The sequence below is a fragment of the Burkholderia diffusa genome (assembly GCF_001718315.1).
In the GTDB taxonomy this organism is placed as follows: domain Bacteria; phylum Pseudomonadota; class Gammaproteobacteria; order Burkholderiales; family Burkholderiaceae; genus Burkholderia; species Burkholderia diffusa_B.
This window is the reverse complement of record NZ_CP013363.1, coordinates 966,842-993,240: the sequence shown is the minus strand read 5'-3', so window position 1 is coordinate 993,240 and position 26,399 is coordinate 966,842. Positions and strand designations below refer to the sequence as shown.

Below are 26,399 nucleotides of genomic sequence, written 5' to 3'. Positions count from 1 at the left end.
GGGCCATCGCTTCGGCGCGACACTTCGACGCGCCCTTTCTCGGGGTCATCGCATGTCCGCGAAGCGTCACGGTCGGTCGCGGCGCGCGGATCATGCTGCGCTTGTGTTTGCGCGCTACGCCACAATCGCGGCGGATCGTCAGACGTCGTTTCATCGGGAAACGCCTATAGGCGCAATTCAGATTTATTGCGGATTATCACTTGCGTTTCACGGCAGTCTATCTAGACTGGTCAAACCAAAACGGTCGAATGTGTCATTTTTTTCAGGAGACGATCCAATGCGCCTCACTATTCGGATTAATGGCAGCGAGTCGGCAACCCGTCACTCCTTCGCGGTGCTCTGGGTCGATACCGACGAGGGGCTGTGGTCACGCGAGGCACACCAGGGGATCGATATTCCGAGCTGGGGCAAGGTTCGGGACGTGGAAGGCGCAATGGCCCTCTGCGCGGCCGACAGCGGGAATGCCGTGTGCCAGTTGAAGGGTCTGTCGTTCAGCGCGACGCAGCGCGAACAAGGTCCTGCGGTGCTCGCCGGCGAGCATCCCGACGGCGCGTGGCGCCTGCAGGCGGTTGATCGTTCCACGGTGGAGCCGGAATACCATGAATTTATTTCCGTCGCGCGATAGGTATTTTTGACGGCAATCCTCTGCAGTTTCCGGGTTTATTCCAGTTCCGCGATATTCATTTCGATATTCATCAATAACGGCGCCTCTCTTGAGGCGCTTTTTATTTTCCGGCCACGAATTAATCGGGGCCGGGTTAACGCGGCGTCGGTAACGAGCAGCCCATCCATCCCGGCTTCGTCCGTGCCTGCGCGCGACGTCGCGCTCTACCGCCTTATCCAATCGCGCGCCCGGTCGAAACGCGAATCTTTTACGGGGCCGAAACATACTTTCCCCACATGATGTTTACTCATTTATTACAATCACATTATTCCGACTGACTTGCCGCCGCCCGGCGGCCCGACCCGGCCCTTGCATGAGCGTGAAAAAGAAGACCCACCCCGCCGATCCGTACGCCGCCGCGACCAAGCACCCGATGTTGGCGTCGCGCCTGCCGATGTGGCGCTCGAAGCTGGTCGTGATCATGGTGTCCCTCGGTTTCGCCGCGCTGATCGGGCGCGCCTTCTGGGTGCAGGTCGCGAACCAGGATTTCTACGTCGGGCAAGGCCAGAAGCGCTACCAGCGCACGATCGAGCTCGACGCGATGCGCGGGCGCATCGTCGACCGCAACGGTGCAATGCTTGCGGTCAGCCTGTCGACCTATGAAATCTGGGCGAACCCGAAACAGGTCGCCGAAAACGACTATCCGCAGATCGCGAAGCTGCTCGACATGCCGCTTGCGGAAGTGAAGCGCCGCCTGCGCAACGACCGGACGTTCGTGCTGCTCAAGCGGCAGATCGACGCCGACACCGCGAGCCGGCTCGACAAGCTCGAGATTGACGGCATCACGCAGATCGCCGACTCGAAGCGCTTCTATCCCGAGGGCGAATCGGCCGCGCACGTGGTCGGCTTCACGAACGTCGAAGACAAGGGCCAGGAAGGCGTCGAACTCGCGGCGAACGGGCGGCTGTCGGGTACCTCCGGGCAGCGCGAGGTGATCCGCGATCGACTGGGCCGCATCGTGTCCGACACGCGTCCGCTCGTGCCCGCGCAGCACGGCGCGACGATTGAACTGACGATCGACCGGCGCATCCAGCAGCTCGCGTTCAGCCAGCTCAAGGCCGCGGTGCTCGAGAACAACGCGGTAGCCGGAAGCGTGGTCGTGCTCGACGCGCAAAACGGCGAAATCCTCGCGCTCGCGAACTACCCGACCTTCGATCCGAACGACCGCGCCCGGCTGACGGGCCAGCAGCTGCGCAACCGCGCGGTGATCGATACGTTCGAGCCGGGTTCGACCATCAAGCCGCTCGTCGTCGCGCTGTCGATTGACGAGCGCAAGGTCACGCCGAACACGATCATCAACACGTCGCCCGGCACCTACAAGATCGGCCCGGCCGTGATCCACGACACGTCGAACCACGGCTCGCTAACCGTCTCGCAGGCGCTGCAGAAGTCGAGCAACGTCGCGCTCGCGAAGCTGGCACTGAACCTGCCCGCCGAAACGATCTGGAACAAGTACCAGGAATACGGGATCGGCCGCGCGCCGGAGCTGACGTTCCCGGGCGTCGCATCGGGCCGCCTGCGCGGCTACAAGCGCTGGCGGCCGATCGAGCAGGCGACGATGGCGTACGGCTATGGGTTGTCGATGTCGCTGCTGCAGATCGCGCAGACCTACACCGCCTATGCCGGCGACGGCACGCTGCACCCGGTCTCGCTGCTGAAGAACGGCTCCGACCCGCAGACGGTCGCGGCCCATCGTGGCCACCGCGTGACCTCGCCGCAAACTGCTGCGGCGATCCGCGCGATGCTCGAGTCGGCCGTCGGCGAAGGCGGCACGGGGCGCCGCGCGCGCGTCGACGGCTACCGGATCGGCGGCAAGACGGGCACGGCGCGCAAGCAGGTCGGCGCGACCTATGCAAAGGGCAAGTACCGCGCACTGTTCGCGGGGATGGCGCCGATGAGCAACCCGCGCCTGATCGTCGCGGTGATGATCGACGAGCCGCGCGGCAAGGGCTATTACGGCGGCACTGTGGCCGGCCCGGTGTTCTCGTCGGTCACGAGCGGTTCGCTGCAGTTGCTCGGCGTGCCGCCCGACGCGCCGGTCGAGCCGACGCCGAATGCGCCGGCGAAGGCGGCACCACCGAAGACGGTCGCGGCGCCGAAGGCTGCGGCGCAATCGAAAACGGCGGCCGTGCAGAAGACATCGGCCCCCGTGAAAACGGCCACGCAATCCGGCGCGGTCGAACCGGCGAAGGCGGCGGCAGGCTGAAGCCGGGGCGCGCTCGGCAAACAGGCCGACTGTTCTCCGTGTCGATTTCCCGGCACGCCCGCTTTCCGCCGGCCGGCGATATTCCTCCATTCACGCGACCCCGGTCGCACGAGCGTCAGCGCGCGTGCGCGGCCGCCACCGGCTTCACCATCCTGCCGAGCACGTGCTCGGTCATCCCGCGGGCGAGTTCGCTCTCGCCCATGAACACGGTGCCGACGCCCTCGCTCGACAGCAACGCGGCCTCGTCGCTGCTGTTCGTGCACAGCACGACCTCCAGCATCGGGTTCAGCGTGCGCGAGATCTCGACGATCTGCCGCACATCGAATACGTCCGGCAGCGTGACGACCAGCATCCCGGCGCGCGCGATATGCGCCTGTACGAGCACGATCGGCTCGATCGCGTCGCCCGACACGGCGGCGATGCCGTCCGCGCGCAGTTTTTCGACAAGCTCGCGGTTCTGCTCGACGACCACATACGCGATCCCGCGCTCGTCCAGCGCATGCGCGATTCGCGTGCCGACCTTGCCGTAGCCGACGATCACGACCTGCCCGGTCAGGTGCGTCTGCGGTGTCGACATCGGCAGTGCCGCGAGCGGGTCGTCGCGTGCCTCGAGCTTGCGCGCGAACGCCGAATGCTTGCGGATCCACGCAAGCGCCGGATCGATCATCGCGAACAGCAGCGTGTTCATCGCGATCGAGATCAGCGCGACCGCGAGAATCAGGCTCTGCCCTTCGGCCGACAGCAGCCCGAGCACACGACCGAGCCCCGCGAGAATGAACGAGAACTCGCCGATCTGCGCAAGGCCTGCGCCGACCGTCAGCGCGGTGTTCAGCGGATAACGGAACGCGATCACCAGCGCGACCGCCGCGAGCGTCTTGCCGATCAGCACGATCGCCGCGACTTCGATCACGTGCAGCGGCTCGGCGAGCAGCACTTTCGGGTCGAACAGCATCCCGACCGAAATGAAGAACAGCACCGAGAACGCGTCGCGCAGCGGCAGCGTTTCGTCGGCCGCGCGCCGGCTGAACTCCGATTCGCGCATCATCATTCCGGCGAAGAACGCGCCGAGCGCGAACGACACGTCGAACAGTTTAGCCGCGCCGAACGCGATGCCGACCGCCGCGGCGATCATGCACAGCGTGAACAGTTCGCGCGAGCCGGTGCGCGCGACGAGCCACAGGATGCGCGGGAACACGCGCTTGCCGACCACGAGCATCAGCGCGATGAACGCGGCGACCTTCAGCATCGTGACGCCGAGCGTGCCCCACACGCTGCCGCCGGCCGCATGCGCATCGCCGGGCGGCGTGCCGCCGAGCAGCCCCGCGACGGGCGGCAGCAGCACGAGCACAAGCACCATCACGAGATCCTCGACGACTAGCCAGCCGACCGCGATGCGCCCGTTCACCGTCTCGACGAGCCCGCGCCCCTCAAGCGCCCGCAACAGCACGACCGTGCTCGCGACCGACAGCGCGAGCCCGAACACGAGCGCCGCGCCGAGGCTCCAGCCCCACGTGAGGGCGAGCCCGCCGCCGAGCAGCGTCGCGACGGTGATCTGAACGATGGCGCCCGGCAGCGCGATCTTGCGCACCGCAAGCAGATCGCCGAGCGAGAAATGCAGGCCGACGCCGAACATCAGCAGCATCACGCCGACTTCGGCGAGCTGCTGCGCGAGCGACAGGTCGCCGACGAAACCGGGCGTGCCGGGGCCGATCACGATCCCGGCGAGCAGATAGCCGACGAGCGGCGGCATTTTCAGCAGCGCCGCGAGGTAACCGAAAACCATCGCGAGACCGAAACCGGCCGCGAGCAACGCAATCAGGCTGACGTCATGAGGCATCCCCCCTCCCGAGTTCTTGTAACTATTTAGTAAGGTTCAAGAATGAAGGATAAGGGATGAGATGGAAAAATGGCGGGCCACCGCGAAAAATTCACGCAGTGGCCCGCCATCGCGGGTACTACCCCAGGCAGTCGGAACGCCCCTCGCGAGCCGGCCTGCGGCGCGAGGCAGAACGGTCGCGCGGGGCATCGGGCCCCGCCGCGTGCGTCAGCGCGACGCCTGCGGGAATCGCGCGCCCGGCGGCGGTTCCGGCCGTGTCGCCGGCGTGCTCTTGCGCACCTTCGCGACCTGCGCGGCCGTGATCGCCGCACCCGCATTGCCCCAGCTCGTGCGCACGAAGTTCGACACATCCGCGACTTCCTGGTCCGACAGACGCCAGCCGAACGGCGGCATCGTGAAGGTCGACGGCGCGGTGTGCGTGCCCTGCAGTGCACTGCCTTCCAGCACGACGTGGATCAGCGACGTCGGATCCTCGCCCTGCACGACGGGGTTGCCGGCGAGCGCCGGGAACACGCGCGTGTAGCCGTGGCCGTCGCTGCGGTGACACGCCATGCAGTTGTCACGATAGACGGCGGCGCCCGGCTTGCTCGCGTCACCCGTCTGCAGCGCCTTCGCCGCGGCCGCGTCGTACACGTGCGGCTGCTCGCCCTGCACGCGCGGCGGCAACGTCTTCAGGTAGCGCGCGATCGCGGTCAGGTCGTCGTCGGTCATGTGCTGCATGCTGTGGCCGACCACGTCCGTCATCCCGCCGAACGCGGCCGTGCGCAGCGTGCGACCGGTCTTCAGGAACTGCACGATCTCGGTTTCGGTCCACGTGCCGAGCCCGGTGCGCGGCTCGCCCCGCAGGCTCGTCGGCACCCAACCGTCGATCGCCGCGCCGCCGGCCAGGAAGTCGAGCCCGCCCGCATCGGTCAGCGCACGCTCCTGCATCGTCGCCGCGCGCGGCGTGTGGCACGCGCCGCAATGGCCGAGACCCTGCACGAGATACGCGCCGCGCGCGACCACCGGATCGGTGTACGGTCCCGCATCGAACGGCTTCGGCGCCGGCGCGAACATCTTGCGCCAGAACGTCAGCGGCCAGCGCATCGACAACGGCCACACGATGTCGACCGAGCGATTCTCGCGCTCGACCGGCGCGACGCCGTGCATGAAGTACGCGTACAGCGCCTTCACGTCGTCGTCGCTCAGGCGCGCGTAGGACGGATACGGCATTGCCGGATACATCGTGTCGCCGTTCTTGCGGACGCCCTCGCGCACCGCGCGGGTGAAGTCGTCGAGCGTCCAGCCGCCGAGGCCCGTCTTCGGGTCCGGCGTGATGTTGGTCGAATAGATCGCGCCGATCGGCGTGTCGAATTTCAGCCCGCCCGCGAACGGCTTGCCGCCGCTCGCGGTGTGGCACGCGATGCAGTCGCCCGCGCGGGCAAGATATTCGCCGCGCTTGACGAGGTTCGCATCGGCTGACTGTGCCGCCGCTGCCGCCGTCGGGCCGGAAGCCGCGGCCGGCGCCGCCGGCTGCGCGAAGGCCGCCCCGCCCGCGAGGCCGAACGCCGCCCATGCCGTGCCGATCGCCAGTGCGCGCCGCAGCGGGGACGTTTGGCGCGCGGCGTTGTGGTGGTTCACTGTCCTCTTCATGCGGTCACCAGCGGAGCGGGGTTTTTCAGGTATTGCTCGCGGATCGCACGTGCCGACCAGTAGGCCAGCGCCGCGATGATCCCGGTCGGGTTGTAGCCGATGCCCTGCGGCAGCGCCGACGCGCCCATCACGAACACGTTGTGCACGTCCCAGCACTGCAGGTAGCGGTTCAGCACGCTCGTTTTCGGATCCGTGCCCATGATCGCGCCGCCGACCAGGTGCGTCGTCTGGTACGCGCGCGAATCGAAGTGCTTGCCGAACTCGCGCGTCGACACGCCGATCGCCTTCGGCCCCATCGCCTCCGCGATCTTCTTCATCTGCCCGGTCACGTACTGCGCCATCCTGATGTCGTTGTCCTTCCAGTCGAAGGTCATCCGCAAGAGCGGCTGGCCGTACGAATCGCGATAGGTCGGATCGAGGTCGAGATAGACATCGCGATACGACATGTTCGTGCCGTGCGCGTCCATCGAGATCGTATGCGCGTAGTTGTCCTTCACGGCCTTCTTCCACGCCGAGCCCCACTGCGGCGTGCCCGGCGGCGTCGCGATGCCGCTGATCGGCTTCACGCCGGCCTGGTTCACCCACAGCGGCGAACCGCCGACGAAGCCGAGCGGGCCATGGTCGAAGTTGTCCGCGTTGAAGTCGTCCACCGCGACGCCGTTGCCGCCCGCGCCGATGAACGGGTTCGTGAAGGTGTCCTTGTCGAAGAACGCCTTGATCGTCGACAGGTTCTGGTACGCGAAATTGCGCCCCACGACGCCTTCGCCCGAGATCGGGTCGTACGGCTTGCCGATGCCCGAGAGCAGCAGCAGGTGCACGTTGTGATACTGAAACGCCGCGACGATCACGAGATCGGCCGGCTGGTGTACTTCGCGGCCGGCCGGGTCGACGTAGGTGACGCCCGTCGCGCGCTTCTTCGTGTCGTCGAGGTCCACGCGCAGCACGTGACACTTCGAGCGCAACTCGAAGTTCGGCACCTGCTTGAGCGCGGGCAGGATGTTCAGGTTCGGCGACGCCTTCGAGTACATGTAGCACGCGTAGCCGCTGCAGTAGCCGCAGAAGTTGCACGGCCCCATTTGCACGCCGTACGGGTTCGTGTACGGCCCCGACGTGTTCGCCGACGGCAGCCGGTATGGATGCAGCCCGAGCGACTTCGCCGCATCGAAGAAGCGTTGCGCCGAATACGTGTTGAGCTGCGCGGGCAACGGGAAGTTGTCGCTGCGGTTCGCCTCGAACACGTTGCCGTCGCCGACCACCTTGCCACCGACCTTGTATGCCTGCCCCGACGTGCCGAACACCTTCTCGGCGAAGTCGAAATACGGCTCGAGCTCGTCGTAGCTGACGCCCGTGTCCTGGATCGTCATCCCTTCCGGGATGAACTTCTTGCCGTAACGCTCTTCATAATGGCTGCGCAGGCGCAGCTCTTCCGGCGTGATCCGGAAATGCACGCCCGACCAGTGCAGCCCCGCGCCGCCGACGCCCTCGCCGGGCAGGAACGCGGCGAGCTGCCGGTACGGCAGCGCGGTGTCCTGCACGCCGTGGCGGATCGACACGGTCGTCTTCGACAGGTCGAGGAACAGCTTCTTGCGGACGTTGTAGGTCAGTTCGTCGATCGTATTCGGATATGCGCCGTCCGGGTATGTGTCGCGATACTCGCCGCGCTCCAGCGCGACGACGTTCAGGCCCGCTTCGGTCAGTTCCTTCGCGAGAATCGCGCCGGTCCAGCCGAAACCGACGATTACCGCATCGACATGCGGCTTCTTTTCCGCTGCCATCAGGTGCGCTCCCCGTTGATCGAGACCGGGCCGTACGGGTACGGCTTGCCGTTCTGGTTGACGAAATCCATGAAATCGGCGCGCGCGCCCGGAAAGCCGATCATCTTCCACGCGGCCATGTCGTGATTGCCGCCATGCACCGGATCGCAGAAGTAGCCTTCGCGCGTGTTCTGCAGCAACTGGCCGAAGAAGATGGCGGACGGCACGTCGTCGATCTGCGCACCGCCTTTTTCCAGTGCGCCGAGCACGGTGTCGCGAGTCGGCGCGTCGAGATCGGCGAACACCTTGCCGTGCGCCTTTTCGCAATAGCGGTTGACCGCTGCGATGCCGAGCCGATAGATGTCGCGCGGCACGAGCTTGAGCTGATAGCCAAGCTCGGGCACGCCCTGCTGGAACGGCCCCTGCATGTACCACGTCGCGCCGTGTGCGTACGACGTTTCCATCTGGCGGTCGATGAATTCCGGCACGCCGGATTCGAGCGCGCCAGGGCCTTCGGCGTCGGCCGGAATCAGCCGGTCGACGGCGGCCTGGACGAACGCCCACTCCTTCGCATCGAAGAAGGTCGGCTTGTACGGCGCGCGTTCGGCGCCGGCCGACGCAGTGGAGGCATTGCCGGCCGCGGTCGGGGACGACGACGAGCGCAGGTCGCAACCGGCGACCGACGCGATCGGCACGAGCGCGACCGACGTGCGCAGGAAGCGGCGACGCGAGTTGGGTTTGTCGGGTGGCGTGGACATGGTCGGATGGTGATCGTTGGGGAGCGTGGTTCGGGAATGCGCATTCCGCATGCGACATGCCCGGCCCGGCAGCCATGCCGCGCGCGGCCGGCCGTCCTGTTCTTGCGGTGTTGCGAACAACCTCGATGCGGGCGCACGCCGCGCGTCGCGCGGTGGCACCGTCATGCAACCGCGCAGCGCGCCCGTTCCGGCGCGCTGCGGGGGTCGACCTCTTCGCGGGTCTATCATCGGACAAATACCGGCTTACGGCCCGCATTTGCCCTTAATCGCCATGGCCCTATTCAACTTAGACGCCGCGCTGGCCGACGGCAAGCGCATCGTGCACGACCCTCATTCCGGGCCTGGCGACAACGCCGCGAATTATAAATGGAACCGGTTCCATTTCCAAAGGCTTCAATGCAATTCATTACATCGAAAACCGCAATAATTGGGAAATCGTCTTCCGGAATACGCAAGAGCCGTGGCGCGATCGCGTCGTCGCTCGCCACGGTGGCGGGACATGCGTGCGGGCCTGGGCCGGTCCGCGCCGGTCGGCGCAGTCCGTCGCGACGCCGCGACGTGCGCCAGCACTCCGCTCGCTGCACACTCGCTGCCGCGCCAGGCGCGACGCTTACCACGGCCACAACATCGACGCGATCGACAACGAGAGCGCCACGCACAGCGGCGAGTAGCACACGCTGTCCATCCACGCGAAACGCGACCCGCGAACCCGCTTGAAGAAGCCGACGTAGCGGAAATCGCCGACCGCGCGCACGGCGAAGATCAATGCGAGCGCAACGATCGCGAACGCGATCCCGCCGGGATACAGGTTCGGCCACAGCCAGCCGGCGCGCGACGCCACCACGCATGCACCGACCAGCAACGCCACCGCGATGGCGAGCGTGCCGAGCGTGGTCGGCCGCAGCAGCGGTACCCCGTCCTGTTCCGGAATGGCCGCGCGCTTGCCGCACCGCCCACCGAACGCCCAGTACACGTGAACGAGTGCGATCGCACAAAGCGTCGGTACGCTGAAATACGCGCCGGTCATCTCGGTAAGGTTCCTTGTCTCATCGTGTTGTCGTATCGCGATCCCGCCGGAGGAATTCCGGCACGCGGCGCAGTTGCGCGCAACACGAGACGATACCCAAACCACGTGCCGCATGCAGTGCGACGTCCGGTCGCAATACGCCATGTCGCGTGTTGCGGTGCAGTGCGCGCGACTGCCCGCACCGTCCGTCGCTTGACTTCCCCCCGGGCACCACTACCCTTTTATTCCAATACGGCACGCGCACCATCCATATGTGCAACCGTCGCACACGCGCCGTTCGCCGGCACGCGTAGCGCGACGATCGCGGTACGCGCGGGCACGACAACAATGACGAATATTCATGGAGGCGACTCATGCTGATCGGTGTGCCGAAGGAGATCAAGAACCACGAATACCGCGTCGGGCTCACGCCGGCCGGCGCACGCGAACTCACGCGGCATGGCCACGGCGTGCTCGTGCAACGCGGCGCGGGCGCCGCGATCGGCCTGCTCGACGATGACTACGCGGCCGCCGGCGCGGCACTGTGCGACGACGCGCGCGACGTCTTCGCGCGCGCGGACATGATCATCAAGGTCAAGGAGCCGCAGGCGGCCGAGTGCGCGATGCTGCGGCGCGGACAGATTCTCTATACGTATCTGCATCTCGCGCCCGATCCCGAGCAAGCGGCCGCGCTCGTGAAGTCCGGCGCGGTCTGCATCGCGTACGAGACCGTGACGGGCCCCGGCGGCGGGCTGCCGCTGCTCGCGCCGATGAGCGAGGTCGCGGGACGCATGTCGATCCAGGTCGCGGCGACGCATCTCGAAAGCCCGCGCGGCGGCCGCGGCGTGCTGATGGCAGGCGTGCCCGGCGTGCCGGCCGCGCACGTCGTGGTGCTTGGCGCGGGCGTGGTGGGTACCGGTGCGCTGCAGATGGCGGTCGGCCTCGGCGCGCGCGTCACCGTGCTCGACACGAATGTGGGGCGGCTGCGCCAGCTCGACCTGGTCTTCGCGAACCGGATCGCGACCGTCTGCTCGAACGCGCATACGATCGACGAAGCCGTGCGCGACGCCGATGTCGTGATCGGTGCGGTGCTCGTGCCGGGTGCGTCGGCGCCGCGGCTTGTCACCCGCGACATGATCGCGACGATGCGCAAGGGTGCGGTTGTCGTCGACGTCGCGATCGACCAGGGCGGCTGCTTCGAGACATCGCATGCAACGACGCATGCCCGGCCGACCTTCGTCGTCGACGGCGTCGTGCACTACTGCGTCGCGAACATGCCGGGCGCGGTCGCGCGCACATCGACATTCGCGCTGAACAACGCGACGCTCGGCCATGCGCTCGCGCTCGCCGACAAGGGCTGGAAACGCGCGATGGCCGATGACCCGCATCTGCGCGCGGGCCTGAACGTGTGCGACGGCCGCATCACGTACGAGGCCGTCGCGCTCGCGCTTGGCCTGCCGTACGTGCCGGCGGAAGACGTGCTGGCCTGAGTTCGGCGCGCGCCGTCACGCGCCTTTCGGGCGGCAGCGCGTCGACGCGCTGCTCGCGCGCATCGTGCGCGCGAGCAGCGGCCGCAGTTGCGCGAGCGTGCGCGTGTTGAGCACGTCCTGTCGCGTGAGCCAGCCGCGCCGCGCCTGGCCGATACCGTATCCGAGATTGTCCAGGTCGTCCGTGCATTGCGCGTCCGAGCCGATCGCCACGGCGACGCCGGCCTTCGCGGCCTCGCGGCACCAGATGTCCGGCAAATCGAGCCGCCGCGGGTCGCCGTCGAGTTCGACGAAGCAGTGGCGTGCGGCGGCCGCGGCAAGCACGCGCGGCACGTCGAGTTCGCATGCATCGCGCTCGCCGAGCAGCCGGCCGGTCGGATGCGCAAGGATCGAGAAATGCGGATGGTCGATCGCACGCAGGATCCGCCTGGTCTGCGCGTCGCCCGACAGGCCGAAGCCGTCGCGCACCGCGCCGACGACGAGGTCGAGGCGGCCAAGCACGTCGTCGGGCACGTCGAGACTGCCGTCCTCGCGAATGCCGGCCTCGACGCCCTTCAGCAGCACGAAATCGTCGAATGACGCGTTGAGCCGATCGATCTCGTCGATCTGCCGCACGAGCCAGCCGCCATCGGCGCGTTCATTTTCCGTATCCGGTGCGCGATCGGTGACGGCCAGATAAGCGAGCCCGCGGGCGCGGGCCGCATCCGCCATCGCGCGCAGGCTGTCGCGCCCGGCCGATGCGTCGGTATGCACGTGCAGATCGCCACGAATATGCGTGCGCTCGACCAGCGCCGGCAGCGTGCCCGCGCGCGATGCGTCGATCTCGCCGCGGTCCTCGCGCAACTCGGGCGGCACCCAGTGAAGACCGATCGCCTCGTAGACGGATGCCTCCGTCGCGCCCGCGATTCGCGCGTCGCCGCGGAATACGCCGTATTCGTTGATCTTCAGGCCGCCGGCCTGCGCAATCCGGCGCAGCGCGATGTTGTGCGCCTTCGATCCCGTGAAATAAACGAGCGCCGCACCGAACGCGTCGGCATCGACGACGCGCAGGTCCACCTGCAGCCCGTTGGCGAGCATGACGCTCGAACGCGTCTTGCCGTTCGCGAGCACGCGCGCGACCTCACCGTAGCCGACGAACGCATCTGCCGCCGCAGCCGGATCGCGCGCCGTCACGAGGACGTCGAGATCGCCGACCGTCTCGCGGCCACGGCGAAAGCTGCCGGCCGGCACTGCTTCGCCGACGCCGGCCACCTTGCGCAAACGCTCGAGCAATGGCATCAGCGATCGCGCGGCTTCCGGCAGCAGGAAGCGCCGCGGCTCGCGCTTGAGTCGCTCCTCGATCGCGTCGAGCAGATGGGCTTCGGTCTTCGCACCGAAACCCGGCAACTCACGCACGTGCCCGCTCTTCGCTTCGGCGCGCAGCTGTTCGAGCGAGTCGACGTGCAGTGCGTCATACAGCGCCTTGACACGTTTCGCGCCGAGCCCCGGCACGTCGAGCAGCTCGACGATCGCACCCGGCAGCGCATGGCGCAGCGTTTGCTGCAGTTCGCAGGTGCCGGTCGAGGCGATTTCGCGCAGCTTCGCCGCGAGATCGGCACCGATCGACGGAATCCTGCCGAGATCGCCTCCATTCTCGATCATCGACGGAATGTCGCGCCCGTAGTCGGCAATCGTGCGGGCCGCGTTGCGATAGGCGCGCACCCTGAACGGGTTGGCGCCCTGGATCTCGAGCATGTCTGCGATTTCGGTGAAGACGGCCGCACACTCGGCATTGTGGATCGGCATGGTCGATGTGGCTCCCTTCCACGTGGATGGGGCCGTGCGCTGACGCGCCGGCCTCTTCCCGCCCGGCGCCGCATATCAACGACGGCGGGCGCCCGTTGGTCATCCTGCACCGACTGCCCGTGTCATGCCGGGCGGAGCATGCGGCCTGCGCGGCTCGTGCGCCGATACGTCAGAGCGATGCGCGCGGTGTCGTCGCGTAGCGGCGCTCGTACACCGACTGGCAATGCGTGCAACGCTCGGCAGTCGGGCGCGCGAGCAGCCGCTCATAGCCGACCGGCGCATCGCAATCGATGCATTCGCCGTAGCTGCCGTCGCGCATGCGCTGCTGCGCGCGCCCGATCGCACGCAACTCGGCCAGCTTCATGCCGATCAGCGCGTGATCCATGTCGACGAACAGATCGGCGTTCGCCTCGTCGCCCTCGTCCGGCGCCGCGCCGGCGAGCTCAGCATAGGACTCCAACGCCCGCTGGTCCTCGCTCGTCCGGATATCCGCCCGCAACGCTTGCTCGCTTTCGGTCAGCCGCCGCTGCAGCGTCTGCCGTTGTTCTTGATCGAGCGCCATCGCCGTCTCTCCTTTTCGGGGTTCCGCGCGAAGAGCATGCGGCGCGCGGTTGTCGCGCCGGTGCGCGGCGGGCCGGAAGGCCAGGCTCGCCGCGCCCGGATGCGCGTCCGGCCGCACGAAGCGCGGGACGCATTCGACGCAGCATAAACCCAATGCACACGCATGTGTTGACCGGCGTCAGCGCCCGCACCGCACGCACGAAAACCGGGGACCGACGCGATAATCCCGCGTGCGCCCATTCGTCTGACGCGGTTGCCGTTGAGGTCGATCAATCCCCTGTAAAAAGTTGCGGCATAGATTGAAAGCATGCGCGGCGAATCCGCTGCTTTCCAGGAGAACGTCATGTTGTTCGGCGTCGTCATCTGGGTGGCCCTTGCAGCCCTGTTCCCGACGATGGTCGTGCCGACGATCCAGCACGCCATTCAGCCGTCGAGCACGCAAGCCGCGCCCGACGCCAGCCCCGCCGCCGCGCCCGCTGTGTTGCCGGCGGCGGCTCAGCCGCCGGCAGACGGTTGACGCACGGTTTCAGGTGCGCCGTTGCGAGGCGCATCGCATAAACCGAGAAAACGCCGCGCATAATACTTCGCGATCCTCTTCATCAGAACGCATTGCGCCCGACGAAGCCACGCACGACCGTCATCAGGATGATCTTCATGTCGAACCAGAAGCTCCAGTTCTGCATGTAGAACAGATCGAACTTCACACGCGCGGCCATCGCTTCGACCTTGCGCGTCTCGCCACGATAACCGTTCACCTGCGCCCATCCCGTAATCCCGGGCCGTACGCGATAGCGATACATGTAGCAGTCGACCAGTTGCCGGTAGAAGTCGTCGTGTTCGATCGCATGCGGACGCGGCCCGACCACCGACATCTGGCCGAACAACACGTTGAAGAACTGCGGCAGCTCGTCGAGCGACGTGCGTCGCAAGAACGCACCGACCGGCGTGATGCGTGCATCGTTGCGCGACGCCTGCCGCACGACACCGGGCTGTGCGCGATGCACGCGCATCGTCCTGAACTTGAGGATGTGAAACTCGCGGCCGTCGGCACCCTTGCGGCGCTGTCTGAACAAGACGGGCCCCGGCGACGACAGCTTCACCGCGATCGCCAGCACCGCAAGCAGCGGCAGCAGCGGGATCAGCACGGCGATCGCGAACAGCCGGTCGAACGCAAACTTCGCCCACAGTTCCGGTGCTGAACGCGGCGTGGTCGCAAGGTTGATTGCCGGCATGCCGAGCACATCGGTCGCCGATCGCTCGACGACCGCCATCTGCCGCACGTCCGGCAACAGTCGCAATTCGACAAACTCGTCGCGCAATTCGCGCACGATGCGCTGAATGCGCGACTCGTGGGACATCGGCAACGTGAGCCACACTTCGTCGATCTCGCCGCCGCGGATCATGCGCCGCAGCGCGACCCAGTCGCCGATCACCGGCACGCCGCCGATCCCGTCGGCGGCTGCCACGACCGGCGCGTCGTCGTCGAATACGCAGGCCGCCGCGAACGGGCCGGCCGGCTCGAGCTGCATACGGTCGATCGCCACCCGTCCGTAAGCGGTCGCGCCGACAATCGCGACTCGCCGCTGCCGTGCGCGCGCGTCGCCGCGCTTCATCGCCAGCGCGCCCAATGCCAGCCTGCCGAGCAGCAGTGCCGCGTCGCCGGACAGCACCGTCCGCGCAATCCAGCGCGTGGTGACCGTGCCGCCGCGGTTCGCGATCCACATCGTGCCGCCCACCGTCAGCGTGCTCGCGCACACGACGGCGACCAGCGTGCGCGTCAGCTCGGATCCGCCGTCATGCGACGACGCCGCGCCGCGCGACACACGCACGCTGCGCGGCAAGAGCGCGACCGTCAGCGCGCACAGCAATGCAATCGCGCCGCGCTGCGCGTCGGACAGATCGCCCCAAGCGAGCCCCATCACAACCTGCACGGCGAGCGCGCCTGCCAGCACGAGCGCGGCATCGGCCGCAGCGATCGCGGCGCGCCGCATCGTATTCGTTCCACCCGCCATCGAATGCATCGTCACGCACCGTGCGCGGGGAATCCACCGTGCACATCGTGCATGCGCGGCCGCACCGGCATCGATCGCACGCCGGCACGCGTGCCCAGCAGCCGGCGATAGTCCGCACGAATCAGCTCGTAGCACTCGCACGCCTGGCGCTCGAGGCCGTCGCGATCGAGCACCGTGATGCGGCCGCGACGCTGACGGATCAGCCCGGCTTCCTGCAGGTTGCCGGCTGCTTCCGTCACACCTTCGCGACGCACGCCGAGCATGTTCGCGATCGTCTGTTGCGTGACGGCCAGTTCGTCGCCGTCGATCCGGTCATGCGCGAGCAGCAGCCAGCGGCTCAACTGCTCGCTGACCGAGTGATGCCGGTTGCACAACGCGCTGCGCGAGATCTGCGCCATCGTTGCCTGGCAGTAGTTCAGCAGCAACCGATACGTCGCCGGCGAACGTTCGAATTCCGAGCGCATCACGCAGGTCGGCACGCGATAGGCCATCCCGCCGATACGGACCTCCACGCGGTTCGATACCGCGGTGCCGCCGACGAGCGTCGCCAGGCCGACCACGCCTTCGCGGCCAACCACGGCGACCTCGACCATCGCCCCGTCCTCCATCAGATGCTGCACCGACATCATGGCGGTCGTCGGGAAATGCAGGTGACGCATCGGTTCCCCGACACGGTCAAGCATGCCGGCCTTGACCCTGACCAGTTCGAGGTGCGGTGCGATGGCACGGATGCTGTCCTCCGGGAGGGCGTCGAGGATGGCATTCGCCGAGTAGCTCGAGTGAAGATGAAGCATGTCTGTATCCCATTTGTCGTCCGCGCCGCATGCAGCCGCGTCAGCGGAACTCGTTATCGCGATGCGCGTCCGGACGGCGACACGGGTTGCGGCCCACAACCCTCCATCCAATCCACCTTCGGCTTCTCGCCGCCGGATCGAATCGGCAGTCCCGTTTCGATGCGCCCGTCGCAATAAGCGATTTACGTGCCAATACCCGCCTCATCCTTAATATATAAATGACCCGTGATTTAGAACCCTCGAATAGCCGGCTGAAAACCGCAAAAAACGTCTCATTTTCGGACACCCTCCGGCGCAGAGGACACAGCAGGCAATTCGACTGATCAATGACCACGGCGCGCGCGGTGGCGCCAGCAGCGGCTCACGAGCCTTATCGTTCAAATACTTACGACCTGTTTTCAATTGTTTCCATGATGTTTCGCATGGCGCCCGAGCGGCACTCGGCGCCTCGAATGCCCGTTTGAAACTGTCTCAAATATGAATCGACACATTAATTTTCGACTTTGTAAGCAAACGCACATAGCATACACAACTGATTGATTAAATTGGATAATTCGCAAATGGAATCTCAATTGTCAAATAATGTTCAATGCATTCTTTATGTTTTACCTGTAGGATACGCGTCGCCTCCCGATTGATTCCAGATCGACATCAAATTGTCGACTTATCCGTCGATCTACATCGCGGCAATTAATCCGCGAAAACATGATGTTCAAATGCATATAACGTTTTTGGTTTACCTTGAATCGTCAAACTTTGTGAAGTGACGTAGCTCGAAATTTATTGAATTCCAATTGCGTGCTAGCCTTTTCCGGCAATCGGCATTCGAATTTCGACCAACTCAAATCCGCACGCGCGTGCTAAATCCCCGTGGATGCCGCCACGCGACGTACGACCGCCCCCTAACGAGGATGCGCCGTGACCCTCCAGGCCAATGACGCCGTCGCCCACGCGAGCGGCATGATCGAGCTCTCCCACAGCTTCGACGCCAACCGATTCCTCGCGGCCCTCGATCGCGATGAACGCGCCACGCTGATTGCCAATCTTCAGCTCGTTCACCTGAAATCGGGCCAGGTGCTGTGCGAACCCGGCGAAATGCTCACTGCGGTTTATCTGCCCGTCACGACGGCGATTTCGCTGCAGTACGTATCGTCCGGCGGCATGACGCTGGAAGTCGCCGAGATCGGCAGCGAGAGCGTCGTATGCGACGACGTGATCGGCGGCAGCGGCCGGATGCCGTGCCGCGCCGTCGCATGCCGCGACGGCTTCGTCTACCGGCTCGACCGACGCATCTTCACTGCTGCGTTCGATGCATCGCCGGTGATTCGTCATCTGGTGTTCGTCTGCGTGCGGCTGCTGATGGCCCAGGTATCGCAGATCACGTTCTGCAGCCGCCATCACGTGCTCAAACATCAGTTATGCAGATGGTTTCTGCTTGCCTACGACCGGTCGCGCAGCATCGAGATCCAGGTCACCCACAGCATGCTCGCGCAGATGCTCGGCGTGCGGCGCGAGACGGTCACGGACGCGGCTGGCGAGATCCAGAAACTCGGCCTGATCCGCCAGTACCGAAGCTCGATCGAGCTTGCCGACCTCGCTGGCCTCGAGAAAATGTCGTGCGGCTGCCGCGCAATCGTGCGCGACGAGATGAAGCGCATCCTGTCGGCCGATTCGAGCGTGAGCGCAGCGGCACGCGCGTGATGCGCACGGCGTTTCGGCGCGCGCGTTCGATCCGAGTCAGCCGATTGTAGGGTGGCGAACAGAACGCCGTGCTTGCGAATGGTCTACTGATGCCGGACTGCCGGGGGGATGTCAGCGCGCTGCGCGCGTCCGCCCATGCGGACGACACCACACACGCCGGAGCAGCACGTGAAAAACGAAATCAGAACCATCCTCAAGCACGTCGCCCACCTCGAAACCGCGATCGATTCGATCGGTGACGGGGACGACCTTTACGAAGCAGGCCTCTCGTCGCTCGACACGATCCAGCTGATGCTCGCGATCGAGAAGCAGTTCGACATCGAGATTCCCGACGAGATGCTGAACCGCAATCTGTTCCGCAGCATCGACGCACTCGCGGACACGATCGCGACCCTGCAACGCTCCGAGCATTCCGCATGAGCGCGCTGCTTCCCGAACTCGCGGACCACGACGACGCACGCCGGCTTGACGAAGCTGCGCATGCAGTCGCGCAAATCGCCGCCCAGCACGCGGATGCGGTTGACCGCGATGCGCGCTGCCCTGTCGAAGCGATCGAGGCCATGCGCGCGCGCCGCCTGCTGAGTGCAATGGTCCCGGCTCAGCTCGGCGGTGCCGGCGCGTCGCTGGCCGACATCGCATCGGCATGCTCGATCCTCGGCCAGGCCTGCGCATCGTCGGCGATGGTGTTCGCAATGCACCAGATCCAGGTCGCCTGCATCGTCAATCACGCGGCCGACCAGGGCTGGCACAAGCTGTTCCTGCGACAGCTCGTGCGCCATCAGTGGCTGCTCGCGTCGGCGACATCGGAAGATGGCGTTGGCGGCAACCTGCGCGCGAGCCAGTGCGCGCTCGAGACCAACGGCGGCGAATTCCGGTTGCACAAATCCGCGCCGACGATCTCGTACGGCGACTATGCGGACGGCATCCTCGCGACCGCGCGGCGCGACGCCGATGCACCGCCGTCCGAGCAAGTGCTCGTCACGCTGCTGCGCGACGGCTACACGCTCACGCGCCGCGGCGAATGGGACACGCTCGGCATGCGCGGGACGTGCAGCAACGGCTTCGTGCTCGACGCGCTGGGCACGACCGAGCAATGCCTGCCCGTGCCGTTCGCGCAGATCGCCGAACAGACGATGGTGCCGGTTTCGCACATCCTGTGGGCGGCGGTGTGGATCGGCGTGGCCGGCGATGCGTTCCATCGCGCGCATCAGTTCTTCCGCGCGCAGGCGCGCCAGACCGATGGCGCTCCGTCGCCCGCGTCACGGCGCATCGCCGAATCGCTTGCGCTGATGCAGGCGATGCAGGCCCGCGTCGACAACGTACTGCGCCTCCATGCCAGCGCGTCGCCCCGCTCGTGGTCGGCAAGCATGGCGTGGGCCGCCGAGATCAACACGCTGAAGACCTATGTGTCGTCGACCGCGCTCGAAGTCGCACAGCAGGCAATGATGATCTGCGGGATGGCGGGCTACAAGCACGGCACGCCGTTCAGCATCGGCCGCCACCTGCGCGACCTGCACGCGGCGCCGCTGATGATCAGCAACGACCGCATTGCCGCCAATACCGCGAGCCTGCTGCTCGCATTGCGTCCCGCGACGCTGGAGAAACATTCGTGAACGACCGCCTCTCCGTGCCCTCCGCCAACACCGCCGCCCTGTCGGACGCGCCGCTCGACCGCGCGGGTACCAATCCGCTGCGCGACGAGCTGATCGATGCGGGCCTGCTCGTGTCGACCGGCATCCAGGGCCTGTTCGGCCGCAGCGAGCGATTCGAGCGCGTCGTCGAGGCACTCGACGCCTTCGTCACGCGCCTCGGCGCCGATCAGCAGGCCGAGGTGCTGCGCTTCCCGCCGGCGATGAGCCGCATCGAGTTCGAGCGCAGCGAATACATGAAGAGCTTCCCGCAACTCGCGGGCAGCGTGCATGCGTTCCGCGGCGATGAGCAGCGGCATCAGCGCGTTCTGCAGTGCCTCGACCGAGGCGAGGACTGGACCGAAAGCCAGAAGCCGACTTACGTCGTGATGACGCCGGCCGCCTGCTACCCGGTCTATCCGGTCGTCGCGCGCGCGGGTGCGCTGCCCGACGAAGGCCGCATCGTCGACGTGTTCTCGTATTGCTTTCGCCACGAGCCGTCGCTCGACCCGACCCGCATGCAGCTGTTCCGGATGCGTGAATACGTGCGGATCGGCACGCCCGAGCAGATCGTTGCGTTCCGCGCGACGTGGATGGAGCGCGGCACGCGGATGATCGAGGCGCTGCGGCTGCCGAACGCGATCGATCTCGCGAACGATCCATTCTTCGGCCGCGGCGGCAAGATCGTCGCGAACAGCCAGCGCGAGCAGAACCTGAAGTTCGAGCTGCTGATTCCGATCGAGCACGACGATCGCCAGACCGCGTGCCTGAGCTTCAACTACCACATGGATCACTTCGGGTTGCTGTGGGACATCCGCACCGCGACTGGCGACGTCGCGCACACGGGCTGTGTCGGCTTCGGCCTCGAGCGGCTGACGCTCGCGCTGTTCCGTCATCATGGTTTCGACATCGACGCATGGCCGGCCGACGTTCGCGACGTGCTGTGGGGCACGCGATGAAATTCGTGTCCCGCGACGGCGAGGATGCGTCGTTCGAGGACGTGCGCCACCGCGCACGCCACTACCGGTCGCACCCGCTGCACAGTCAGGAGATGGTCTGGAAGCAGACCAACTGCTACGTCGACATGTGGCTCGAGGTGCTCCGGTGGTGGGGCCTCAATCCGTACGCGGCTCTGCCGTTTACGATCGCGCTCGATTTCGAGGGCGACCAGTTCACGTTCTTCAAGTTTCCGCACGACGAACTGGAGCGGCTCTACGGCATCGTCGTGCAGGAACACTCGATCTACGAGCCGCTCGAGCAACACATCGAGACGCAAATCGCGCGCGGTCACCTGATGATCGTCGAGGTCGACGCATGGTTCCTGCCGGACACGCGCGGCAGCAGCTACCGCACGCAGCACACGAAGACGACGATCGGGGTCGACTCGATCGATCGCGCGCGCCGCCAGATCGGCTACTTCCACAACAGCGGCTATTACGTGGCCGAGGATTTCGACTACAACGGCCTCGTCGGCGGCTCTTCGCCAATGCCGCTGCCGCCGTATGTCGAGTGCGCGAAGCGGCGCTTCGCGCCGCTCGACGAGCGCGCGCTGTGCGAAGCCTCGCTCGCCTCGTTGCAACGCCATCTGCGCCGCCTGCCGATCGTCAATCCGGTCACGGCGTTCCGGCGCCAGTTGCAGATCGACGCGAAATCGCTCGCCGACTCGCCGCTCGAACGCTTCCACGCGTATTCGTTCAATTCTGTGCGGCAACTCGGCGCGAACTTCGAACTGTTCGGCCATTACGCGCGGTGGCTGCAGGCGAGCGGCTGCGTCGGCCCGTTCGCCGAGATTCGTAGCGCCTGCGACCGCATCGCGTCCGAAGCGATGGTGCTTGAGTTCCGGCTGGCGCGGGCCTGCGCGCGCGGCAAGGAAGAGCGCGGCGACGCGACGCTCGAAGCGATCGAAGCGGCTTACGCCGACCTGATCGAGTGCGCGCGGCAGATCACCGCGCCGCTTCAGCACGCGGTACCCGTTCGAATCGAGGCGGCCCCCGTGCCGTTGATGCGGTGATACGCACGCACGCCGCGCTCGCGTGGTCGATGCTCGCCACGGCCGCGGGCGCCGCGCGCGGGCCGCTCGATCTTCCCGCCGACGGCTGGATCGCCGCCCCCGTCCCCGGCACGGTCGCACTAGCGCTCGCGCTGGCCGGACGGCGCGACGATACGGCGTCGCTCGACGAGCGCGACCACTGGTATCGCGTCGAACTGCGTGGGCACGGGCCGCGCATGCTGCGCTTTCACGGCCTCGCGACACTCGCCGAGGCATGGCTCGACGACACGCCGATCCTGCGCTCCGACAGCATGTTCGTCGCGCACGACGTACCCGTGTCGCTCGACGGCACGCACCGGCTGACGGTCTGCTTCCGCGCCCTCGCACCGCACCTGCGCGACGTGCGCGCACTTCGCCGCGCACGCTGGCGCACGCGGCTGGCCGAACCGGCGACGCTGCGCACCGTTCGCACGTCGCTGCTCGGGCACATGTCCGGCTGGTTTCCGCGCTGCGTGCCGACCGGACCGTGGCGGCCCTTGGACGTGCTCGATCCGGCCAATGGTCCCGTTCTCGTTCATCGCGACCTGCATGCGCGCATCGACGGCGACACCGGCTGGCTCGACGCGGAACTCGCGTTCGCGGAGCCGTTGCCCGATGCGTTCGCGGCCCGGCTGTCGTGCGGCGAGCACCACGCGACGCTCGAGCGAAGCGGCGCCAATCGGCTGCACGCAAGCGTCGCGGTACCGAACGTGCGCCGCTGGTGGCCGCACACGCACGGCGAACCGGTGCTCTATGACGTTGCATTGCACATCGGCGCCGATCGACAGCCGCTCGGCGCGACGGGTTTTCGCACGATCGAGCAGGACGCGGGCGACGACGGCAAGGGCTTCGGGATGCGCGTGAACGGCGTGCGCGTGTTCGCGCGCGGCGCTTGCTGGAGCAGCGCCGCGCCGCTCGCGCTGCACGCGGATGACGCAACCTATGGCCGGTTGCTCGGATACGCGCGCGACGCCGGCTTCAACATGATTCGCGTCGGCGGCACGATGACGTACGAGGCCGACGCATTCCACGCGTGGTGCGACCGGCTCGGCCTGCTGGTCTGGCAGGACTTCATGTTTGCGAACTTCGACTACGCGCTCGACGATCGCGCGTTCGCGGACGCGGTCGATCGCGAAGTCGAACAGTTCCTCACGCGCCACCGCGCATCGCCATCGCTCGCCGTGCTGTGCGGCGGCAGCGAGATCGCGCAACAGGCCGCGATGTCGGGGCTCGGGCCGAAACAGCGCTTCCTCGAACTGACCGCCGAGCGCCTCGCCGGCCATGCGGCCGCGCGACGGCCCGACACGCCTTACGTCCCCGACTCGCCCGACGGCGGCGTGCTGCCGTTCATGCCACGCGAACGCGTGTCCCACTACTACGGCGTCGGCGCGTATCTTCGCCCGCTCGACGACGCACGTCGCGCCGACGTGCGCTTCGCAAGCGAATGCCTCGCGTTCGCGAACGTGCCGTGCGATGCGATGCTCGCCAGCCTCGGCTGGCCGGGCGTCCATGAGCCGCGCTGGAAAGCGGCCGTGCCGCGCGATCCCGGCTCGTCATGGGATTTCGACGATATTCGGGATCACTATCTGCACACGCTGTACGACGTGGCACCCGACCGCCTGCGACGCGAGGACCCGTCGCGTTATTTCGAGCTGTCGCGCGCAGTGATCGCGGACCTGATGCGCGACACGTTCTCCGAATGGCGGCGCACCGGCTCACGCTGCGCGGGCGCGCTCGTCTGGCAGTTCCAGGACGTGATGGCGGGCGCGGGATGGGGATTGCTCGATGCGACGCATCGGCCGAAATCGGCATGGTATGCGCTGCGCCAGGTACTTCAACCGGTGCAGGTCCTGCTTGTCGACGAAGGGCTGAACGGGCTCGACGTGCACGTGATCAACGAGCGACCGGCCCCGCTGTCGGCGGCCGTCGAGCTGGTCGCGCTGCGCGACGGCCGCACGCCGGTCGCGCGGGCCGGCGGGCCGGTCCGGCTGGCCGCGCACGATGCGGTGCGGCTCGATTCGGCCGATTTGCTCGGCCGCTTCTTCGATTGGACCTACGCGTATCGCTTCGGTCCGTGCGAGCACGATACCGTCGTCGCGACGCTGCGCACCGAGGACGGCACGCTGCTGTCGCAAGCTTTCTACTTCCCGTCCCGCACGCACCCGGCCGTGTTCGCCCGCCGCGAACCCGGCATCGAGGCATGCGTGTCGCGCACCGGCGACACGTGGCATGTCGACATCGGTACGCGCCACGTCGCGCGTCACGTGCAGATCGACGCACCGGGCTTCGTGCCGCGCGACGACTGGTTCGATCTCGCGCCCGGCACGCCGGCACGCGTCGCGCTCGTGCCGCTGGATAGCGCCGGCGAGCATCCGGCCGCCGGCGCGCCACCGACCGTGGCGATCCGCGCGGTCAACGCCGCACGAACCGTGCGCGCCACGTTGGCCGGCTGACGCGGCGGGACCGCGCACGCGGTTGCACGGCCGCGCCGCACACGTCAGTCCGACGATCCCGTGCCGCGCGGCCGCTCGATTCCGTACGCTTCCATCCAGCGATAGAGCGTTGCACGCGATACGCCGAGCTCGCGCGCGGAAGCGGCGACACGTCCGCGTGTGCGCAGCAGCGCGGTTTCGATCGCTTCACGTTCGATCGACTTGCGGATATCGGCAACGGACGGCGACGCCGCGTCGAGACAGTATTCGAGCTCCAGGTCCTGCGCGGTGATCAGGCGCCCTTCCGTCATCACGACCGCACGCCGCACACGGTTGATCAGTTCGCGGACATTGCCCGGCCAATCGTGCTTGTAGAGCGCCGTGATCGCATCGGTCGAGAAGCCGCGCACGCGATGACGCGCGTCGCCACGAAAGCGTTCCAGCATGTGATGCGCGAGCAGTTCGATGTCCTTGCCGCGCGCACGCAGCGGCGGCTGATCGATGCGCATCACGCAAAGACGATGGAACAAGTCCGCGCGGAAACGCCCTTTTTCCATCGCTTCACGCAGGTCGACATGCGTCGCGGAGACGACCCGCACGTCGACCGGCACCGGATCGCTGCCGCCGAGGCGATGAATCGCACGCTCTTGCAGGAAGCGCAGCAGGCTCGCCTGGCTCTCGTGAGGCAGATCGCCGATTTCGTCGAGCAGCAGCGTGCCGCCGTTCGCGGCCTCGACGTAGCCGATCTTGCGTGCGTTCGCGCCCGTGAATGCACCGCGCTCGTAGCCGAACAGTTCCGATTGCAGCAGGTGGGGCGGAATCGCACCGCAGTTGACCGCGACGAACGGGCCGTTGCGCCGTTCCGAATGGCGATGGATCGCGACGGCCGTCAGCTCCTTGCCGGTTCCCGTTTCGCCGAACACGAACACCGGCGCATCGGTGCGCGCGAAGCGCCGCACCGTATCGAACAGCCTCAGCATCGCGCTGCAGGTGCCGACGATGCCGTGCTCCCGCGATTCGAGGGCTTCGCGGTCGCGCGCGAACAGGCATTCCATTCCATACGCATGGCCGACCGTATCGGCAATTCGCTGGTGTGACGCGGGCAACGTGATGTAGTCGAAGCAATAGTCGCGCAGTAACGCGCGCACGGTCGGCGAGGCGGTCTGACCTGTTTCGACGAGCGCAACCCATACGACATCGCGCATCGACGCGCAGGTCGACGCGATGCTGCCGATCGCGTCGGCGTGGCCATCGCTCAGGTCGAGGATGCCGCAGGTGATTTCGCCGGAGGTATCGCGCATTTCGCTTGCGTGCGCAACGACCGTCACTTTCCAGTCGCGCCGGGCAAGCTCCTTGCGCAGCATGACGGACGGTGACTGGGTCCAGTAAATCAGCGGACGCTGCCCGGTATTCCTTCCCCCGCCGGCGCTCTTATCGCGCGTTATTGGCATATTCATAACGAACCATCACTTTCTCCACTCCGCGAACCGTTCGCGTGCGCTGCGGGCGGCGGCGCATGGCCGCCGGTCCGCGCTGCGTTTCCGCAGCCTTGGCGAAGATCGAAACTGCACACGGCGAGAGCCCCCGGAGGTCGAGCCGGATGTCATCCGGCCTCGTTGTCATCGAACTCGAAGGGAACGCGCGACTGCGGGAGCCGCGGCGTTCCGGCTTTCATGCGACGCGCCGTCAGGCGGAGCACGTCGGCAAACGGGAATTCCGTCCGCATTTGCGTCGCGTCGTACACGACAGTCGCGCCCGATGCTGAACCGGATGGCCGCCAACCCGCTCTCGGGATGGTGACCTCATTTCGTCCGCTCCTGAATTTACACCCCGTATCGAGATGGCCTTGTTACCAAAAGATAAACATCGATTCAGCCAATTACGCTGCCGATCCGCCGGCGCGGCGCGCGTTTAGCGACTCGGATTTGATTATCTACGACCATTCCCGTCAATCAGTGGCAAATCCCACTTTTCTGCAAGATATGCGCGTCGCATTGCCCGCGATTTTCTCCTGAATCGCACAAAAAGTCCGGACAGCATGCTTCGGACGTCGGTAATCACGCGTCAGGCGCGACGTCAGCATGTCAGATCGAACGCGGGCGAACCGGGCGTG

The 26,399-nt window shown here is 66.6% G+C and carries 20 protein-coding genes; 10 read left to right on the top strand and 10 right to left on the bottom strand.

Features of this window, described 5'->3' with window-relative positions; all coding sequences use genetic code 11:
- Nucleotides 1-277 precede the first annotated feature (277 nt).
- A complete protein-coding gene (locus WI26_RS19820; RefSeq protein WP_059466206.1) occupies nucleotides 278-625 on the top strand; it encodes a DUF3564 family protein in 348 nt (115 codons plus the stop codon).
- A gap of 352 nt (nucleotides 626-977) precedes the next feature.
- Nucleotides 978-2,870, top strand: a complete 1,893-nt coding sequence (locus WI26_RS19815; RefSeq protein ID WP_069226910.1) for a peptidoglycan D,D-transpeptidase FtsI family protein — start codon at nucleotides 978-980, stop codon at nucleotides 2,868-2,870.
- Nucleotides 2,871-2,985: 115 nt separating this feature from the next.
- Here WI26_RS19815 and WI26_RS19810 read toward each other — a convergent pair whose 3' ends face one another.
- The 5 genes from WI26_RS19810 to WI26_RS19790 form a co-directional block, all read right to left on the bottom strand.
- Nucleotides 2,986-4,707, bottom strand: a complete 1,722-nt coding sequence (locus tag WI26_RS19810; protein ID WP_069226909.1) for a cation:proton antiporter — start codon at nucleotides 4,705-4,707, stop codon at nucleotides 2,986-2,988.
- Nucleotides 4,708-4,914: 207 nt separating this feature from the next.
- Complete coding sequence (locus WI26_RS19805; RefSeq protein ID WP_069226908.1) at nucleotides 4,915-6,339, bottom strand: cytochrome c; 1,425 nt, start codon at nucleotides 6,337-6,339, stop codon at nucleotides 4,915-4,917.
- Nucleotides 6,336-8,114: a GMC family oxidoreductase gene (locus WI26_RS19800; RefSeq protein WP_059510280.1), complete on the bottom strand. Its 1,779-nt coding sequence runs from the start codon at nucleotides 8,112-8,114 to the stop codon at nucleotides 6,336-6,338. Before WI26_RS19800 ends, WI26_RS19805 begins: the two co-directional genes overlap by 4 nt.
- Entirely contained in the window at nucleotides 8,114-8,851 is a 738-nt protein-coding gene (locus tag WI26_RS19795) for a gluconate 2-dehydrogenase subunit 3 family protein (protein ID WP_069226907.1), read from the bottom strand. Before WI26_RS19795 ends, WI26_RS19800 begins: the two co-directional genes overlap by 1 nt.
- Nucleotides 8,852-9,461: 610 nt before the next feature.
- A complete protein-coding gene (locus tag WI26_RS19790; protein WP_069226906.1) occupies nucleotides 9,462-9,878 on the bottom strand; it encodes a DUF3995 domain-containing protein in 417 nt (138 codons plus the stop codon).
- A 353-nt stretch (nucleotides 9,879-10,231) separates the two neighbouring features.
- On the opposite strand from WI26_RS19790, the gene ald reads away from it, so the two are divergent.
- On the top strand, nucleotides 10,232-11,347 hold the full coding sequence (gene ald, locus WI26_RS19785; RefSeq protein ID WP_059510451.1) for an alanine dehydrogenase: 1,116 nt from the start codon (nucleotides 10,232-10,234) through the stop codon (nucleotides 11,345-11,347).
- Between the two features lie 15 nt (nucleotides 11,348-11,362).
- Here the strand turns inward: ald and polX are convergent, their stop codons facing one another.
- Together polX and WI26_RS19775 are read right to left on the bottom strand one after the other, a co-directional pair.
- Complete coding sequence (gene polX, locus WI26_RS19780) at nucleotides 11,363-13,129, bottom strand: DNA polymerase/3'-5' exonuclease PolX (RefSeq protein ID WP_069226905.1); 1,767 nt, start codon at nucleotides 13,127-13,129, stop codon at nucleotides 11,363-11,365.
- A 169-nt stretch (nucleotides 13,130-13,298) separates the two neighbouring features.
- Complete coding sequence (locus WI26_RS19775; RefSeq protein WP_059510276.1) at nucleotides 13,299-13,691, bottom strand: TraR/DksA family transcriptional regulator; 393 nt, start codon at nucleotides 13,689-13,691, stop codon at nucleotides 13,299-13,301.
- A 342-nt stretch (nucleotides 13,692-14,033) separates the two neighbouring features.
- Between WI26_RS19775 and WI26_RS32760 the strand changes: the two genes are divergently transcribed.
- A complete protein-coding gene (locus tag WI26_RS32760) occupies nucleotides 14,034-14,207 on the top strand; it encodes a hypothetical protein (protein WP_167359253.1) in 174 nt (57 codons plus the stop codon).
- 82 nt (nucleotides 14,208-14,289) lie between these two features.
- Here WI26_RS32760 and WI26_RS19765 read toward each other — a convergent pair whose 3' ends face one another.
- Both WI26_RS19765 and WI26_RS19760 read right to left on the bottom strand, forming a co-directional pair.
- Complete coding sequence (locus WI26_RS19765) at nucleotides 14,290-15,702, bottom strand: undecaprenyl-phosphate glucose phosphotransferase (RefSeq protein ID WP_059539628.1); 1,413 nt, start codon at nucleotides 15,700-15,702, stop codon at nucleotides 14,290-14,292.
- Nucleotides 15,703-15,713: 11 nt separating this feature from the next.
- Nucleotides 15,714-16,496, bottom strand: coding sequence for a Crp/Fnr family transcriptional regulator (locus tag WI26_RS19760; protein WP_059466216.1), 783 nt, complete (start codon nucleotides 16,494-16,496; stop codon nucleotides 15,714-15,716).
- A 918-nt stretch (nucleotides 16,497-17,414) separates the two neighbouring features.
- Between WI26_RS19760 and WI26_RS19755 the strand changes: the two genes are divergently transcribed.
- From WI26_RS19755 to WI26_RS19730, 6 genes are all read left to right on the top strand, one after another.
- Nucleotides 17,415-18,197 (top strand): Crp/Fnr family transcriptional regulator, encoded by a 783-nt coding sequence (locus tag WI26_RS19755; RefSeq protein ID WP_208604147.1) that lies wholly within the window; start codon nucleotides 17,415-17,417, stop codon nucleotides 18,195-18,197.
- A 168-nt stretch (nucleotides 18,198-18,365) separates the two neighbouring features.
- Entirely contained in the window at nucleotides 18,366-18,617 is a 252-nt protein-coding gene (locus WI26_RS19750; protein WP_069227796.1) for an acyl carrier protein, read from the top strand.
- Entirely contained in the window at nucleotides 18,614-19,810 is a 1,197-nt protein-coding gene (locus WI26_RS19745; protein ID WP_059595438.1) for an acyl-CoA dehydrogenase family protein, read from the top strand. The genes WI26_RS19750 and WI26_RS19745 overlap by 4 nt, the downstream gene beginning before the upstream one ends.
- Complete coding sequence (locus WI26_RS19740; RefSeq protein WP_069226903.1) at nucleotides 19,807-20,784, top strand: amino acid--[acyl-carrier-protein] ligase; 978 nt, start codon at nucleotides 19,807-19,809, stop codon at nucleotides 20,782-20,784. The genes WI26_RS19745 and WI26_RS19740 overlap by 4 nt, the downstream gene beginning before the upstream one ends.
- Nucleotides 20,781-21,836 carry a DUF1839 family protein gene (locus WI26_RS19735; RefSeq protein WP_069226902.1) on the top strand — a complete coding sequence of 352 codons (1,056 nt, stop codon included), beginning with the start codon at nucleotides 20,781-20,783 and terminating at the stop codon, nucleotides 21,834-21,836. The genes WI26_RS19740 and WI26_RS19735 overlap by 4 nt, the downstream gene beginning before the upstream one ends.
- A gap of 29 nt (nucleotides 21,837-21,865) precedes the next feature.
- A complete protein-coding gene (locus tag WI26_RS19730) occupies nucleotides 21,866-24,307 on the top strand; it encodes a glycoside hydrolase family 2 protein (protein ID WP_208604149.1) in 2,442 nt (813 codons plus the stop codon).
- 44 nt (nucleotides 24,308-24,351) lie between these two features.
- Here WI26_RS19730 and WI26_RS19725 read toward each other — a convergent pair whose 3' ends face one another.
- Complete coding sequence (locus WI26_RS19725; protein ID WP_069226900.1) at nucleotides 24,352-25,743, bottom strand: sigma-54 dependent transcriptional regulator; 1,392 nt, start codon at nucleotides 25,741-25,743, stop codon at nucleotides 24,352-24,354.
- Nucleotides 25,744-26,399 lie beyond the last annotated feature (656 nt).

Excerpts from the sequence above, each read along its gene's own strand:
- WI26_RS19815 (WP_069226910.1), top strand. The coding sequence starts at position 978 with ATGAGCGTGAAAAAGAAGACCCACCCCGCCGATCCGTACGCCGCCGCG.
- WI26_RS19820 (WP_059466206.1), top strand. The coding sequence starts at position 278 with ATGCGCCTCACTATTCGGATTAATGGCAGCGAGTCGGCAACCCGTCAC.
- WI26_RS19760 (WP_059466216.1), bottom strand. The coding sequence starts at position 16,496 with ATGCTTCATCTTCACTCGAGCTACTCGGCGAATGCCATCCTCGACGCC.
- WI26_RS19730 (WP_208604149.1), top strand. The coding sequence starts at position 21,866 with ATGCTCGCCACGGCCGCGGGCGCCGCGCGCGGGCCGCTCGATCTTCCC.
- polX (WP_069226905.1), bottom strand. The coding sequence starts at position 13,129 with ATGCCGATCCACAATGCCGAGTGTGCGGCCGTCTTCACCGAAATCGCA.
- WI26_RS19745 (WP_059595438.1), top strand. The coding sequence starts at position 18,614 with ATGAGCGCGCTGCTTCCCGAACTCGCGGACCACGACGACGCACGCCGG.
- WI26_RS19810 (WP_069226909.1), bottom strand. The coding sequence starts at position 4,707 with ATGCCTCATGACGTCAGCCTGATTGCGTTGCTCGCGGCCGGTTTCGGT.
- WI26_RS19725 (WP_069226900.1), bottom strand. The coding sequence starts at position 25,743 with ATGAATATGCCAATAACGCGCGATAAGAGCGCCGGCGGGGGAAGGAAT.
- WI26_RS19735 (WP_069226902.1), top strand. The coding sequence starts at position 20,781 with ATGAAATTCGTGTCCCGCGACGGCGAGGATGCGTCGTTCGAGGACGTG.
- WI26_RS32760 (WP_167359253.1), top strand. The coding sequence starts at position 14,034 with ATGTTGTTCGGCGTCGTCATCTGGGTGGCCCTTGCAGCCCTGTTCCCG.
- WI26_RS19775 (WP_059510276.1), bottom strand. The coding sequence starts at position 13,691 with ATGGCGCTCGATCAAGAACAACGGCAGACGCTGCAGCGGCGGCTGACC.
- WI26_RS19765 (WP_059539628.1), bottom strand. The coding sequence starts at position 15,702 with ATGGCGGGTGGAACGAATACGATGCGGCGCGCCGCGATCGCTGCGGCC.
- WI26_RS19790 (WP_069226906.1), bottom strand. The coding sequence starts at position 9,878 with ATGACCGGCGCGTATTTCAGCGTACCGACGCTTTGTGCGATCGCACTC.
- WI26_RS19805 (WP_069226908.1), bottom strand. The coding sequence starts at position 6,339 with ATGAAGAGGACAGTGAACCACCACAACGCCGCGCGCCAAACGTCCCCG.
- ald (WP_059510451.1), top strand. The coding sequence starts at position 10,232 with ATGCTGATCGGTGTGCCGAAGGAGATCAAGAACCACGAATACCGCGTC.
- WI26_RS19800 (WP_059510280.1), bottom strand. The coding sequence starts at position 8,114 with ATGGCAGCGGAAAAGAAGCCGCATGTCGATGCGGTAATCGTCGGTTTC.
- WI26_RS19795 (WP_069226907.1), bottom strand. The coding sequence starts at position 8,851 with ATGTCCACGCCACCCGACAAACCCAACTCGCGTCGCCGCTTCCTGCGC.